This is a genomic window from Acidovorax sp. (assembly GCF_046294525.1).
Taxonomy (GTDB): domain Bacteria; phylum Pseudomonadota; class Gammaproteobacteria; order Burkholderiales; family Burkholderiaceae_C; genus Acidovorax.
The window spans coordinates 44,008-57,351 of sequence record NZ_JBKBKQ010000004.1; the positions used below are offsets into that span (position 1 = coordinate 44,008).

Consider the following 13,344-nt stretch of genomic DNA (forward strand, 5'->3'; position numbering starts at 1 on the left):
CTGCAGACCCATGTCGAGCACACCTGAACAAGACACCCCGGAGGCTGCGTCCCTCGCGATGGAAGCCGTTGACGAGAACCTCGCCATCATCGCCCGCCAGGCCATCGTGGACGAATCCCGCGCAGTCTATGGCTACGAGCTTTTCGACCGCTCCACCGCCTCCGACTCGCACACCGCCGCCAGCGACGCCGCCCTGCTGTTCAACGCCCTGTCGTACGCCGGAACCGAGGCCCTGGTAGGCAAGAAGACGGTGTTCATCAACTGCACGCACGACAGCCTCTCCGGCGGCCACCTGGAGCTAATCCACCCCGAAAAAGTGGTGCTGGAAGTGCCCCCGCTGCCCGAGGGCGCCACGCCCGAAGACATCGAAGGCCGCGTGCCCACGCTGCATGCACTGCGCACGCGGGGCTTTCGCCTGGCGTTCGACCAGCAGGCTTTGAAGCGGGCCTACACCAGCTGGCTGCCACTGGCGGCGTTCATCAAGCTGGACATGCAGGCCTTCAAGCCCGAGTTGGCGGGCCCGCTGGTCAAATTTGCCACCACGCACAGCCAGGCCACGCTGGTGGCCGAAAAGGTGGAAACCGCCGAACAGTACGAGCTGATGAAAGGCCTGGGAGTAAAGCTCTTCCAGGGCTACTGGTTTGCAAAGCCTTCGCTGGTCAAGGCCACCACCATCCGGCCCTCGCAGGCCACCATCATCCAGCTCATCAACCTGGTGCGCAAACAGGCCAGCACGGCCGAGATCGAGGACCTGCTCAAGAAAGACCCCACGCTGTCTTTCAACCTGCTGCGCTTCATCAACTCGTCGGGTTTTGGCCTGTCGTGCGAGATCACGTCATTCCGCCACGCGGTGATGATCCTGGGCCTGAAAAAGCTGTTCCGCTGGGCGGCTTTGCTCATGACCACATCCCGCGCTGGCGGAGCCCCTCCAGCCGTGGGCCAGACCGCCGTGGTGCGCGGCAGGCTGATGGAGCTGCTGGCGGCCGAGCTGCTGCCCCCCGAAGAATGCGACAACGCCTTTGTGGTGGGCGTGTTCTCGCTGCTGGACACCATGCTGGGGGTGCCGCTGGAAAAGGCGCTCGAATCCGTGGCCCTGCCTGAGCCCGTGATGGACGCCCTGCTGCGCCGCACCGGCGTGTTTGCGCCCTTCTTGGAGCTGACCATCGCCTGCGAAAGCGGCGACGAAGTGGCGTTTGCCAAGAACGCCGACGCACTGCACCTGTCCAATCGCCAAGTCAACTGGGCCCACCTGCAGGCGCTGACTTGGGCGGAGAGCCTGAACGAGGAGTGACGCGCCCCCGCTGTGAAAGACACCGCAGCGTTTCAGGCTCAGATCAAATGGCACGGGCCCTGGTCATCCAGGGCCCTTTTTTTCTGGCCAGATTGCTCTGGCGTCCACTCGTCACTCAGTTGCTGGCGTGGATTCCGGCCTCGCGGATGATGCGCGCGTTGTTCTCCGATTCCTGCGCAATCTGGCGCGCAAACTCTGCCGCCGTGCCGCCGGTAGGCACGTTGTCCGTTGCTTCCAGCCTGCTGCGGATGTCGGGCAGGGCCAGGGCCTTGTTCACCTCCGCATTGATGCGCTGCACGATGGCTGCGGGGGTTTGCGCCGGTGCGTAAATGCCGAACAGCGACGACATGTTGGCAGCAGGCTGTCCCAGCTCGGCCAGTGTTGGCACCTGGGGCAGAGAATCGAGCCGCGCGGGCGCGCCCACGGCCAGCGGCTTGAGCTTGCCCGCCTTGATGTGCTGCAGCACGGCAGGGCCAGCATTGGTGGACAGCACTTCGTACTGCCCGCCCAATGCATCGTTCATCTGCTGGCCGCCGCCCTTGTAGGGGACATGCGTGATCTGAACCTTGCTCTTGCCCACGATCTGCTCCAGCATGATGTGTCCCAGCGATGCCTGTCCCGAGGTCGCCCAGCGCACGGCCCCGGGTTTTGCCTGAGCGTTGGCGATCAGTTCCTTGAAATCCGCTGCAGTGCTGGCGGAGGTACCCAGCAGCAGCACGGGCGAATACATCACGCTTACCACAGGGGCGATGTCCTTTTGCGGGTCGAATGGGGATTTGCCCAGGTGCGGGTTGAGTGCCAGGGGGCTCACCGACGCAAAGCCCAGGGTGTAGCCGTCCGGGGCGGCCTTGGCCACAGCGTCCACGCCCAGGCTGCCACTCGCTCCCGCCTTGTTTTCGATCACCACGGGCGTACCCAGTTGCAACGCCAGCTTGTCGGCCAAGGCGCGTGCCACGTTGTCGCTCACGCCGCCAGCGGGGTAGGCCACCACGATGCGGATGGATTTGGCCGCAGGCCAGGCCTGCGCCAACGCCAGGCTGGCCGCACTCAGCAGCGCAGCGCCAATGAACAGTTTTTTCATGACTTTCCTTGAATGAAGTGAATTGATGGGGGGACGTGCAAATCAACCAGCGCCGATGCAGCCTGCACCAGGCGCTATTCGCTATTCGCTATCCGCGCGGGTGATGCAGCGCGTGCAGAGCCTTGAGCCGCTCACGCGCCACGTGGGTATAGATGGTAGTGGTCGAGATATCAGCGTGACCCAACAGCAGTTGCACCACGCGCAGGTCCGCGCCATGGTTGAGCAGGTGGGTGGCAAACGCGTGACGCAGCGTGTGGGGCGACAGCGGCACCGTGATGCCTGCCACCTGCGCCCACTTCTTGACGATGACCCAGAACATCGCACGCGTCATGGCGCTGCCGCGTTGGGTCACGAAGAGATCGTCGGTCTGCTGCCCACCCAGGATGGCGCCGCGTGCATCCTGCAGATAGCGCTGCAGCCACTGCTGCGCCTCCTCGCCAAAGGGCACCAGCCGCTCCTTGCTGCCTTTGCCCATCACCCGCAGCACGCCCTCGCTCAGCCCCAGCTGAAAGGTCTTCAGCGTCACCAGCTCGGTCACGCGCAGGCCGCTGGCATACATCAGCTCCAGCATGGTGCGGTCACGCACGCCCAGGGGGTTGCCCAGGTCTGGCGCGGCCAGCAAGGCCTCCACATGCGCCTGCGACAGCGTCTTGGGCACGCGCAGAGGCTGGCGCGCGGCCTGCAGGCGCAAGGTGGGGTCGCTGCTGATGCGCCGCTCGCGCAGAGCCCAATGAAAGTAGCGGCGCAGCACCGTGAGGCGGCGGTTGGCCGACGTGGCCCGCGTCTGCGCATGCCGGGCTGCAAAGTAGGCCTGCAGGTGGTGCTCGGCGGTGCTGTCCAGCGCCAGCGGGGGCTGCTGGTCGGCCAGCCACTGGGCGTACAGCGTGAGGTCGCGCCGGTAGGCGGCCAGTGTGTTGCGCGAGAGGCCATCCTCCAGCCACAAGGCATCCACAAAACTGTCTATTGCGTTCAGGCTGGCGGCGAGCATCCAAAAACGATAGCACGTAAAAAAGCCGCCCGGCGGTACGGACGGCTTTGGGATGCGGACGGCGCGGAGGGGCTTATTCCAGCGTCAGCTTCTGCTTGGCCACCACTTCCTTGTAGACGGCGAATTCGGCCTTGATCTGCTCAGCAAACTGCTCGGGCGTGTTGCCCACCACGATGGAGCCGGTGTCTTCAATGCGCTTCTTCACGGCGGGGTCCTGCAGGGCTGTGCGCACGGCGGCGTTCACCTTGTCAACCACTTCCTTGGGCAGGCCCTTGGGGCCCAGGATGCCGTAGTAGGCCATGCGGTTCACCGGCTCCAGGCCCAGTTCCTTGAAGGTGGGCACGTTGGGCAGGGCAGCCACGCGCTGGGGTGCGGCCACGGCAATGGCCACCAGGCGGTTGTCCTTGATGAAGGGCAGCGCAGAAGGGATGTTGTCGAAAATGATCGGCACCTGGCCGGCCACTGTGTCGTTCAGCGCCGGGCCTGCGCCGCGGTACGGAATGTGCGTGACAAAGGTGTTGGACAGGCTCTTGTACAGCTCCATCTGCAGGTGGCCGATGCCGCCCGTGCCGGACGACGCGTACGAATACTTGCCGGGGTTCTTCTGCACTTCAGCCACAAACGACTTGTAGTCCTTGGCTGGGAAGCTGGGGTTCACGGCGATCAGATTCGGCGTGGCCGCAATGTTGATGATGGGCGTGAAGTCCGTCAGTGGGTTGTACGGCGTCTTGGGGTTGATGGCCGGGTTGGCTGCGGTGGTGGACACGGTGGCAATGCCCAGCGTGTAGCCGTCCGGGGCAGAGCGGGCCGTTTCTGCCGCGCCCACGATGCCACCGCCACCGGCCTTGTTTTCCACGATCACGCTCTGGCCCAGGGCTTTGCCCAGGGGGTCGGCGATCACGCGCGCAATGATGTCGGTGGTGCCACCGGGTGCGAACGGCACCTGCAGCTTGATCACCTTGTTGGGGTAGCCCTGCGCGGCTGCAGTACCTGCTGCGGCGGCCAGTACGGTCAGAGCGAGCCATTGACGACGATGCATTGAGTTCTCCTTGTGCGGGGTGACAGACAGCGCAGATGGTATGCGCAACACGCACTTTGGCGCCCTGCGGATTCCACATAAGGGGTAACCCCAGGGTCCGGCCCCGCATCCGCTATCCTCGCCCGGTGAATTACGCCCAGCTCCTGATCCCCGATTTCTCCCTCATCCTGTTCGGCTATCTGGTGTGCCGCTACACGGCGCTCAACCGGTCGGTGTGGCAACCGGTGGAGAGCCTGGTGTACTACCTGCTGTTCCCGGTGCTGCTGTTCCAGTCCATCGTCAAGAGCCCGGTGGACGTGGGTGCCGCATCGGGCCTCATCGCTGCGGGGCTGGTGATGGGCCTGTCAGGCATTGCGCTGGCCTACAGCCTGCCGCACTGGCCGTTGCTGGGCCGGCGCATTGATGCGCGTGACCACGCAGCCAGCGCTCAGGTGGCGTTCCGCTTCAACTCGTTCATTGGGCTGGCGATTGCCGAGCGGCTGGCGGGCGCCGAAGGCCTGCTGATGATTGCCGTGCTGATCGGCGTGTGCGTTCCGCTGTTCAACGTGGCAGCCGTGTGGCCCATGGCGCGGCAGGGCCAGCACAGCTTTGTGCGCGAGCTGGCGCGCAACCCGCTCATCATTGCCACGGTGTCGGGCCTGGTGGCCAACCTGCTGGGCTTTCAAATTCCCGAATGGGCGTCGCCCACAGTCAGCCGCATCAGCGCCGCATCGCTGGCACTGGGGCTGATGGCGGCTGGCGCCGGCCTGCAGTTCGGGCTGCTGGCGCGCGGCAAGCTGCTGAGCGTGGCGGTGTTGTCCATCCGCCACCTGGTACAGCCGCTGCTCGCATTTGCCATGGCCCGCCTGCTGGGGCTGAGCCCCGTGCAGACCACCGTGCTGCTGGCTTTTTCGGCCCTGCCCACCGCGTCCACCTGCTACGTACTGGCTGCGCGCATGGGCTACAACGGGCCGTACGTTGCGGGGCTGGTGACGCTGTCCACCCTGCTGGGCACGGCGAGCCTGCCGTTTGCGCTGGGGGTGCTGCGGTAGGGCAACGACGCGCAACGTCCGGTGCGCCGTCTCCTACCCGCGTGCCCGGGCCTCACCGACAGGGGTGTCCAGGGCGACTGGCCAGCATGGGGACATGCACCGGCCGCTGTGGCTGGTGCCCCTTTTGCGGAGATGCAAAACATGCCCAACCAGGAAAATTCGTCCGACGGCACACCCCATGTCGACCGCCACCGCCCCTCCCCCGATGTGGAGCGCCACGCCACCGATGGCCAGGCCGACGCACGCGGCAAGGGACCGACCGAGCAGCAAGGCCCGCCGCCTACCGGCAGCCGGCAAGACACCTCAGCCGGCGACGGCCCCAGCCGCATGGGTCTGACAGGTGCACCTGATGCAAACTTGGTCGCGCCCAGCGGGCTCAATGAACGCGACCGGGGCGCGGCCGATGTGCCGCCCACCACGTCCGAGCAGCTGAACTTTGACGACGCCAGCGACGACCACCCCAGGGGCGACAACCGTCGCACCGGCGGCACCTGGAACACGCCCGACCACAACACCGGCGACCAGGGCGAGCTGGGTCGCGCGCCCGGCGCAGGCCTGTCAGACCGCAACGGGCCCAGCGACCCGGACCAGGAAAAGGGCCGCCCGGTGGCATGATGCAGAGCGGCAGGAGTTGCCCGGTGCGCACGCCGGACCCCTCGCCGCTACGCCTGTGCTGCCACCATGCTTTCTTCCCGTCCCTTACGATCCTCTTCAACCCCACTCCCACGGCGTGCAGTGCTTGCCAGCTTGGCCGCCGGTGCGATGGCGCCGCTGGTCGCTTGTGGGCGCAAGGCGCCGAGTTCACAGGCCGTGCTGCCCGGCGCCACGGTCCTGGCCCTTGGTGATTCGCTGACATCCGGTGTGGGGGCGGCCGCCAGCACGGCCTACCCAGCGGTGCTGGCGCAGCTGACCGGCTGGAAAGTGGTGAACGGCGGAGTATCGGGCGACACCTCCGCCCAAGCGCTTTCTCGGTTGCCGGGCCTATTGCAACAGCATCAGCCCGCCCTGGTCATCGTGAGCATCGGCGGCAACGACTTTCTGCGCCGCCAGGGCAGTGCCGGCACGCGGGCCAACATCCTGCGCATCTGCCAGGATGCCCTTGCCAGCGGTGCGCAGGTGCTGCTGGTCGCGGTGCCGGAGCTCACGCTGATGGCCATGGCAGGGCGGCTCAGCGACCACGCGATGTATGCCGACATTGCGGCCGAACTGAAGATTCCGCTGCACAGCCAAGGCTGGTCCGGCGTGTTGGCACAAGAGCGACTGCGGGCCGACCAGATCCACGCCAACGCCGAGGGCTATGCGCAGTTTGCGCAAGGGCTGGTGCAGACGCTTAAATCCACGGGGCTGCTCGTAGGTTGAATCCCTGCGCTGTCAGACCACTCATTTTTTGATAGCTTCTAGCGCTTATGCAGCAAGCGATAGCGGCCGATTTCATTTAATTTCCAACGCCCAGGCTACGTGCTCGCGCACCAAAGCGCTCGGGTCCTGGACACGGGCGGCCAGTGCCGCGCGTACAGCCGGGTCGCCCGTGGCACGCAGGGCATTGCCCAGCGCCACCGCCACGTTGCGCAGCCAGCGCTCGTGGCCGATGCGGCGGATGGGGCCGCCCTCGGTCATGCGCAAAAAGGTGGCCTCGTCCCATGCAAACAGATGCACCAGTTGCTGGCCGGCCAGGCCCTGGCGCTCGTCAAAGTCGGGCAGACGGCTGACCTGCGCGAATTTGTTCCAGGGGCAGATGAGTTGGCAGTCGTCGCAGCCATAGATGCGGTTGCCCAGCAGCGGCCGCAGCTCCAGCGGGATGGGCCCGGCGTGTTCGATAGTGAGGTACGAAATACAGCGCCGAGCGTCGATGCGGTGCGGCGCGATGATGGCCTGCGTGGGGCAAACATCGATGCAGGCGCTGCAGCTGCCGCAGTGGGCCGTCACGGGCGCGCTTTCGGGCAGCGCCATGTCGACGTAGATCTCGCCCAGGAAGAACATGGACCCCGCCTCGCGGTTGAGCACAAGCGTGTGCTTGCCGCGCCAGCCCTGGCCGCTGCGCGCGGCCAGCTCGGCCTCCAGGACCGGGGCGGAGTCGGTGAACACGCGGTGGCCAAACGGGCCGACAGCGACGGCGATGCGGTCACTCAATTTTTGCAGGCGCGTACGCAGCACCTTGTGATAGTCCCGCCCACGGGCGTAGACGGACACGATGCCTTCATGCGGACGGGCCAGGCGGGACAGTTCCTGCGCCTGCCAGCCATCGGCGGCCTGCTGGCCTACACCGCCCCCCGTGGCCCTTGGCAAATAATCCATGCGCGCCGTGATCACGCTCACGGTGCCGGGCACCAGCTCGGCCGGGCGGGCGCGCTTCATGCCGTGGGTCTCCATGTAATGCATCTCGCCGTGGAACCCTTGCGCGAGCCAGGCCGCCAGGCCGGGCTCGGCGGCAGACAGGTCCACCCCTGCCACGCCGATTTGGGAAAATCCCAACTCGCGGGCCCACTCCTGCATTTGAGGAACGAGTTGACTGTTGCACCACATACCGGCCAGATTGTAGAAAGCGGCACCTCCCTTCCCGCCGACGCGGCCACCCGCCACGCCATCTGGCACAGCGAAGCCGACACCGATGCCTTTGCCCGCCAACTGGCCGCGCAGCCGCAGCTGGCCAACGCCTACCTGACCCTGCACGGCGACCTGGGCGCCGGCAAGACCACGCTGGTGCGCCACCTGCTGCGCGCCTTGGGTGTGCAGGGCCGCATCAAGAGCCCCACCTATGCGGTGGTGGAGCCGCACGAGGCGCCCAACCTCTCGATCTGGCACTTCGACTTCTACCGCTTCGACGACCCGCGCGAGTGGGAGGACGCGGGTTTCAGGGACATTTTTGCCAACCCGGGTCTCAAGGTGGCAGAATGGCCGGAAAAGGCTGCAGCGCTTACCCCGTCTGCGGACCTTGCTATCCACATTGAAGCAATCGATGACACCGAAAGGAAGGTCACGCTGCACGCCCACACACCCGCCGGGCGCGCAATGCTGCAAGGACTCTGACACGCCGTGAACGACCCGCACAAGCCCGCTCCCTCCGCCAGGCCGACGTCACGCCGCGCTGTGCTGCAGACGGGCACCCTGGTCTTGCTGCTGGGCACGCAGCACATTGCACGCGGCGCAACCATCGTGGCGGTGCGCGTGTGGCCCGCGCCGGAATACACCCGCGTCACCATCGAATCCGATGGCCCGCTGGTGGCCAAGCAGTTCTTCGTGACCACGCCACCGCGGCTTGCGGTGGACATCGAGGGCATCGACCTGAGCCCCGAGCTCCGCGAACTGGTGGCCAAGGTCAAGCCCGACGACCCCAACATTGCCGGCATACGCGTGGGCCAGAACGCGCCCGGCGTGGTGCGCCTGGTGGTGGACCTGAAGCAGGCCGCCATGCCCCAGGTGTTCACCCTGCCGCCCGTGGCCGCCTACCGCCACCGCCTGGTGTTTGACCTGTACCCGGCCGAGCCGGTGGACCCTCTGGAGGCGCTGATTGCCGAGCGGCTGCGCGACGCACCCGCGTCCGCACTGCCTGCACCCACTGCGCAGGCCCCTGCCGCCCGCCCTGCCGCGCCGGCCGCCAAGTCACCTGCCGCCCCCGGGCCCACGGCCGAGCATGACCCGCTGGGCGACCTGATTGCCCAGCGCTCGCAACAACGGCCCGCGCCGGCCGACGCCCCCGCGGTTGCGGCAGCCCCCCCTCCGGCGGCAGAGCCCACCCGCCCCGGCAACCGGGCGACGGCCACGCAGACCGACCGCATCATCATCGTGGCGCTGGACCCGGGCCATGGCGGCGAGGACCCTGGGGCCATCGGCCCCGGCGGCACGCGCGAAAAAGACGTGGTGCTGCGCGTGGCCCACCTCCTGCGCGACCGCATCAACGCCACCACCATCGGCGGCAATCCCATGCGCGCCTACCTCACGCGGGACGGCGACTACTTCGTACCCCTGGGCACACGCGTGCAAAAGGCCCGGCGCGTGCAGGCCGACCTGTTCGTCAGCATCCACGCCGACGCCTTCACCGTGCCTACCGCCCGGGGCGCCAGCGTGTTTGCGCTGAGCCAGGGTGGCGCCTCCAGCACCGCAGCGCGCTGGCTGGCCAACAAGGAGAACCAGGCTGACCTGGTGGGCGGCATCAACGTGCAATCCAAAGACCGGCACGTGCAGCGCGCGCTGCTGGACATGAGCACCACCGCGCAGATCAACGACAGCCTGAAGCTGGGCGCGGTGCTCCTGGGCGAGATCGGCAACGTCGGCCGGCTGCACAAGCCCCGTGTGGAGCAGGCCGGCTTTGCCGTGCTGAAGGCGCCGGACATCCCCAGCGTGCTGGTGGAAACCGCCTTCATCAGCAACCCTGAAGAAGAAAAGCGCCTGCGCAGCCCCGCCTACCAGGAGCAGCTGGCCGATGCGCTGATGCGCGGCATCACACGCTATTTCGCCAAGAACCCGCCGCTGGCGCGAAGCCGGTCGGTGTAAAGCCTGTAGGCCGTCTCCCCGGATGGGCCCGGCCACCTTGCGCGAGCCTGCGGGCCGGTGCACAGTGTTCTGCAATGCACAGCGATTGAAGGAGAACACCATGGCCCTGCCCCACGCCCAATCCGGCCAGATCGTCAGCGTGCGCCCCCTGGGCGAACGCCTGAGCGACACGCCCACTTCGGCCATCCTCAAGGCCGGTCAACTGGAAGTCATGCGGGTGGTGCTGCCCGTGGGCAAGTCGATGAAGGAACATCAGACACCCGGCGAGGCCACTGTGCAGTGCATCGAAGGTGTGGTGGAGTTCGCCAGCGAGGACGGTACCCAGCGCCTGCATGCGGGTGACTTCGTGCATCTGGCGCCCCGGGCACTGCATTCGCTCAAGGCGGTCGAGGCGGCGTCGCTGTTGGTCACCATGTGCCTGAAACCGGCGTAGCGCTGCCGCCCTGGGGCGCCAACCCGGGCAGCGATACCCTTGATCTAACGCCCCAGCCGGAACACGCTCACGATCTGCGCCAGGCGGGCTGCCTGGTGCTTCAGGCTGTCAGCTGCGGCCGCGCTTTCTTCCACCAGGGCCGCGTTCTGCTGCGTGACCTGGTCCAGCTGCGACACCGCTTCACCCACCTGCGTGATGCCGATGGTCTGCTCGCCGGTGGCGCTGGAGATTTCGCTGAGCAGGTCGCTCACCCGCTTCACCTGGGTGACGATGTCGTCCATGCTTTGCCCGGCAGCCGACACCAATTGGGCGCCGTTTTCCACCTTCTCCACGCTGGCGCCGATCAGCGCCTTGATCTCCTTGGCCGCGTCGGCGCTGCGCTGGGCCAAGCTGCGCACCTCGCTGGCCACCACCGCAAAGCCGCGGCCCTGCTCGCCGGCGCGGGCGGCCTCCACGGCGGCATTCAGTGCGAGGATGTTGGTCTGGAACGCGATGCCGTCGATCACCGCGATGATGTCGGTGATCTTGCGCGAGGCGGCCGAGATGTCCTGCATGGTGGCAACGACCTGCCCCACCACCTCGCCCCCTTTGACGGCGGCAGATGACGCGGAACCGGCAAGCGCTGCCGCGCGCTGCGCGGTGTCGGCGTTGTTCTTGACGGTGCTGGTGATCTGTTCCATCGATGCGGCGGTCTGCTGCAGGTTGCTGGCCTGCTCCTCGGTGCGCTGGCTCAGGTCGGCGTTGCCGGTGGCGATTTCGCTGGAGCCGGTGGCAATGCTGTCACTGCTGTGGCGCACGTCGCTCACAATGCGCACCAGCGAGGTCTGCATGGCCTCCATGGCCCGCATCATCTCGGCCACCTCGCCGCGTCCCTGGGCGTGAATGGGCTCCGACAGGTCGCCCCCGCCAATGCGCTGGGCCACGGCCGTCACCGCGCCCAATGACCGCCGTATGCGCTGCACCACCACCCACGACAGCACCACCAGCAGTGCCAGCCCCGCCAGCCCGGCCGTGAGCACCGAGATGCGGTACGACCGGATGAGGTCTGCCGCCTCGGCCGCCTGGTCGGCAGAGCGCTTGACCTGGTAGGCCACCATCTTGTCGGCCACGGCGTTGTATTTTTCGAGCACCGGGGCGAACGAGCCCAGCGCATAGGCACGGGCCTGCGCCATATCGCCCGCCTTTTTCAGCTCCAGCGCCTTGTCGCGGGTTTCGAGGTAGGACTTGCGGATGACGCCTAGCTCTTCCTGGATGCGCAGGCCCTCGGGGCTGTTCTCCAGCTCGGTGTAGCGCTTTTGCACCGTGCTGGTGTCGGCCGTGGTGGCGGCCACCACGTCCTTGAAGTAGTTCTGCAGGTCGTCCCCTTCGGACTGCACGATGGAGAACACGCGCGTGGAATTGACGGCAATGTTGCTGCGCCAGCGCAGGGCCAACTGCAGCCGCTCGACCTGCTCGGTGGCCAGCCGGTCCACCGTGGTACCCAGGTGCTGCACGCGCACCAGGCTCAGCGCCAAAACCACCACCAGGGCCAGCACGGCCACGCCCACGATGAGGCCGATCTGCTGGGCCACCGTGAGAACAGAGCCCCGCGGGCTGGGCGTCGGAGCAGGAAGCGTGGCGGGTGCAGGGACGGTCATGGAAGCTCCTTCACGTGGCTGCTGCAGCTCCCAACATGATCTGCCTGCATGGCCCGCTTGGCAACGGCCCTCGTAGCCGCACAAACCCTGATGGCGCGCCCCGATCAACAGCGCTTAGCCCATGCGGCCAAAACACCCGCCAGAACCCCGCCAAGGCCGCAGCCACGTGTCCTACAGGTGCAGGCCGCAGGTGCCTACACCCCCTGCGCAGGGTGCGCGCGATAGTTCATTCACAGGTCGCGCAGCAGGGTCTGCAGTCAAGAACTCCGATGCGCCAAGGCCTGATTCCTCAACCACCAAGGATCAAAGGACTCTTGCCATGAAAATTCGTCACATTCTTCTTGCGACCACCTGCACCGCAGCCCTTGCAATGGGTGGTTGCGCATCCAACCCCACCAACGCCCAGGTTGGGACCGGCGTGGGCGCCGTGGTTGGCGGCGCTGCCGGTAACGCCGTGTTTGGCGGCCCGGTCGGCACCATCGGTGGCGCAGCCGCTGGCGCGCTGATTGGTCATGAGATCGGGGAAGACCGCGATCAACGCCGCGGGTATCGCCGTTAATCCACGTTCATGAACCCGCCGACCCGGCGGTTATGGACGTCAAAAGAGCTGCCAGCGCTTATTGCACAAGCGCTGGCAGCTCTTTTTTTGATAGTGCGTCTTCGGTACGAGCGGCCTACGCTGCCCTGGCCTGGCGCCCGGCGCGCCATGCGCCAAAGATGGCAATAAGCCCCGGCACAAAGATCAGCGCCCAGATGATCTTGTCCAGATGCTCCCGCACAAACGGCAGGTTTCCAAAGAAGTAGCCGGCCGTGCAAATACCCAGCACCCACACCAGTGCGCCACCCACGTTGTACGCGGTGAACTTGGCTCGGTTCATCTCAGCCACCCCTGCAACAAAAGGGGCAAACGTGCGGATGAAGGGCATGAAGCGAGCGAGCACGATGGTGATGCCGCCGTACTTCTCATAGAAATTGTGGGCCTGGTCGAACGCACGGCGGTTGAACCAGCGGGAGTTCTCCCACTGGAACACCTTGGGACCAAAAAAGCGGCCGATCGAATAGTTGCACTGGTCCCCGAGAATGGCCGCCACGATGAGCAGCGTGCAGGCCAGCGGAAAACTCATCATGCCCGCGCCGCACAGCGCCCCCACGATGAACAGCAGCGAGTCGCCCGGCAGGAAGGGCATCACCACCACGCCCGTCTCCACAAACACGATCAGGAACAGCAGCGCGTACACCCACGCACCGTAGGTTTGCACAAACATTTCAAGGTACTTGTCGACATGCAGGATGAAGTCGATCAGAAAGGTCACAAGTTCCATGGGGAGGCCGGCGGGCAAGGCACCGGGCAGA

At 66.3% G+C, this 13,344-nt stretch carries 14 protein-coding genes; 8 read left to right on the forward strand and 6 right to left on the reverse strand.

Annotated elements, in window-relative coordinates; translation table 11 throughout:
- Positions 1-10 precede the first annotated feature (10 nt).
- Entirely contained in the window at positions 11-1,291 is a 1,281-nt protein-coding gene (locus tag ACK4HJ_RS06180; protein ID WP_409828792.1) for an EAL and HDOD domain-containing protein, read from the forward strand.
- 115 nt (positions 1,292-1,406) lie between these two features.
- Here the strand turns inward: ACK4HJ_RS06180 and ACK4HJ_RS06185 are convergent, their stop codons facing one another.
- From ACK4HJ_RS06185 to ACK4HJ_RS06195, 3 genes are all read right to left on the reverse strand, one after another.
- Positions 1,407-2,372, reverse strand: coding sequence for a Bug family tripartite tricarboxylate transporter substrate binding protein (locus ACK4HJ_RS06185; protein WP_409828795.1), 966 nt, complete (start codon positions 2,370-2,372; stop codon positions 1,407-1,409).
- Positions 2,373-2,460: 88 nt separating this feature from the next.
- Positions 2,461-3,360, reverse strand: a complete 900-nt coding sequence (gene xerD / locus ACK4HJ_RS06190) for a site-specific tyrosine recombinase XerD (RefSeq protein WP_409828798.1) — start codon at positions 3,358-3,360, stop codon at positions 2,461-2,463.
- A 73-nt stretch (positions 3,361-3,433) separates the two neighbouring features.
- Positions 3,434-4,399 (reverse strand): tripartite tricarboxylate transporter substrate binding protein BugE, encoded by a 966-nt coding sequence (locus tag ACK4HJ_RS06195; RefSeq protein ID WP_409828801.1) that lies wholly within the window; start codon positions 4,397-4,399, stop codon positions 3,434-3,436.
- 125 nt (positions 4,400-4,524) lie between these two features.
- On the opposite strand from ACK4HJ_RS06195, the gene ACK4HJ_RS06200 reads away from it, so the two are divergent.
- The 3 genes from ACK4HJ_RS06200 (at position 4,525) to ACK4HJ_RS06210 (ending at position 6,789) form a co-directional block, all read left to right on the forward strand.
- On the forward strand, positions 4,525-5,430 hold the full coding sequence (locus ACK4HJ_RS06200; protein ID WP_409828804.1) for an AEC family transporter: 906 nt from the start codon (positions 4,525-4,527) through the stop codon (positions 5,428-5,430).
- Between the two features lie 141 nt (positions 5,431-5,571).
- The gene (locus ACK4HJ_RS06205) at positions 5,572-6,045 is read left to right on the forward strand and encodes a hypothetical protein (RefSeq protein ID WP_409828805.1); all 474 of its coding nucleotides are present in this window, start codon (positions 5,572-5,574) and stop codon (positions 6,043-6,045) included.
- 66 nt (positions 6,046-6,111) lie between these two features.
- The gene (locus ACK4HJ_RS06210; protein WP_409828808.1) at positions 6,112-6,789 is read left to right on the forward strand and encodes a GDSL-type esterase/lipase family protein; all 678 of its coding nucleotides are present in this window, start codon (positions 6,112-6,114) and stop codon (positions 6,787-6,789) included.
- Between the two features lie 72 nt (positions 6,790-6,861).
- Here the strand turns inward: ACK4HJ_RS06210 and queG are convergent, their stop codons facing one another.
- Positions 6,862-7,923 carry a tRNA epoxyqueuosine(34) reductase QueG gene (gene queG / locus ACK4HJ_RS06215; RefSeq protein WP_409828810.1) on the reverse strand — a complete coding sequence of 354 codons (1,062 nt, stop codon included), beginning with the start codon at positions 7,921-7,923 and terminating at the stop codon, positions 6,862-6,864.
- 12 nt (positions 7,924-7,935) lie between these two features.
- Here queG and tsaE point away from each other — a divergent pair, with 12 nt between their 5' ends.
- From tsaE to ACK4HJ_RS06230, 3 genes are all read left to right on the forward strand, one after another.
- Entirely contained in the window at positions 7,936-8,457 is a 522-nt protein-coding gene (gene tsaE / locus ACK4HJ_RS06220; RefSeq protein WP_409828813.1) for a tRNA (adenosine(37)-N6)-threonylcarbamoyltransferase complex ATPase subunit type 1 TsaE, read from the forward strand.
- Positions 8,458-8,463: 6 nt separating this feature from the next.
- A complete protein-coding gene (locus tag ACK4HJ_RS06225) occupies positions 8,464-9,921 on the forward strand; it encodes an N-acetylmuramoyl-L-alanine amidase (protein WP_409828815.1) in 1,458 nt (485 codons plus the stop codon).
- 100 nt (positions 9,922-10,021) lie between these two features.
- Complete coding sequence (locus ACK4HJ_RS06230; protein WP_409828818.1) at positions 10,022-10,354, forward strand: cupin domain-containing protein; 333 nt, start codon at positions 10,022-10,024, stop codon at positions 10,352-10,354.
- A 44-nt stretch (positions 10,355-10,398) separates the two neighbouring features.
- Here the strand turns inward: ACK4HJ_RS06230 and ACK4HJ_RS06235 are convergent, their stop codons facing one another.
- Positions 10,399-11,991 carry a methyl-accepting chemotaxis protein gene (locus tag ACK4HJ_RS06235; RefSeq protein ID WP_409828819.1) on the reverse strand — a complete coding sequence of 531 codons (1,593 nt, stop codon included), beginning with the start codon at positions 11,989-11,991 and terminating at the stop codon, positions 10,399-10,401.
- Between the two features lie 319 nt (positions 11,992-12,310).
- Between ACK4HJ_RS06235 and ACK4HJ_RS06240 the strand changes: the two genes are divergently transcribed.
- The gene (locus ACK4HJ_RS06240; protein ID WP_409828820.1) at positions 12,311-12,550 is read left to right on the forward strand and encodes a glycine zipper 2TM domain-containing protein; all 240 of its coding nucleotides are present in this window, start codon (positions 12,311-12,313) and stop codon (positions 12,548-12,550) included.
- Positions 12,551-12,665: 115 nt separating this feature from the next.
- Here ACK4HJ_RS06240 and ACK4HJ_RS06245 read toward each other — a convergent pair whose 3' ends face one another.
- The gene (locus ACK4HJ_RS06245; RefSeq protein ID WP_409828822.1) at positions 12,666-13,313 is read right to left on the reverse strand and encodes a DedA family protein; all 648 of its coding nucleotides are present in this window, start codon (positions 13,311-13,313) and stop codon (positions 12,666-12,668) included.
- Positions 13,314-13,344: the final 31 nt, after the last annotated feature.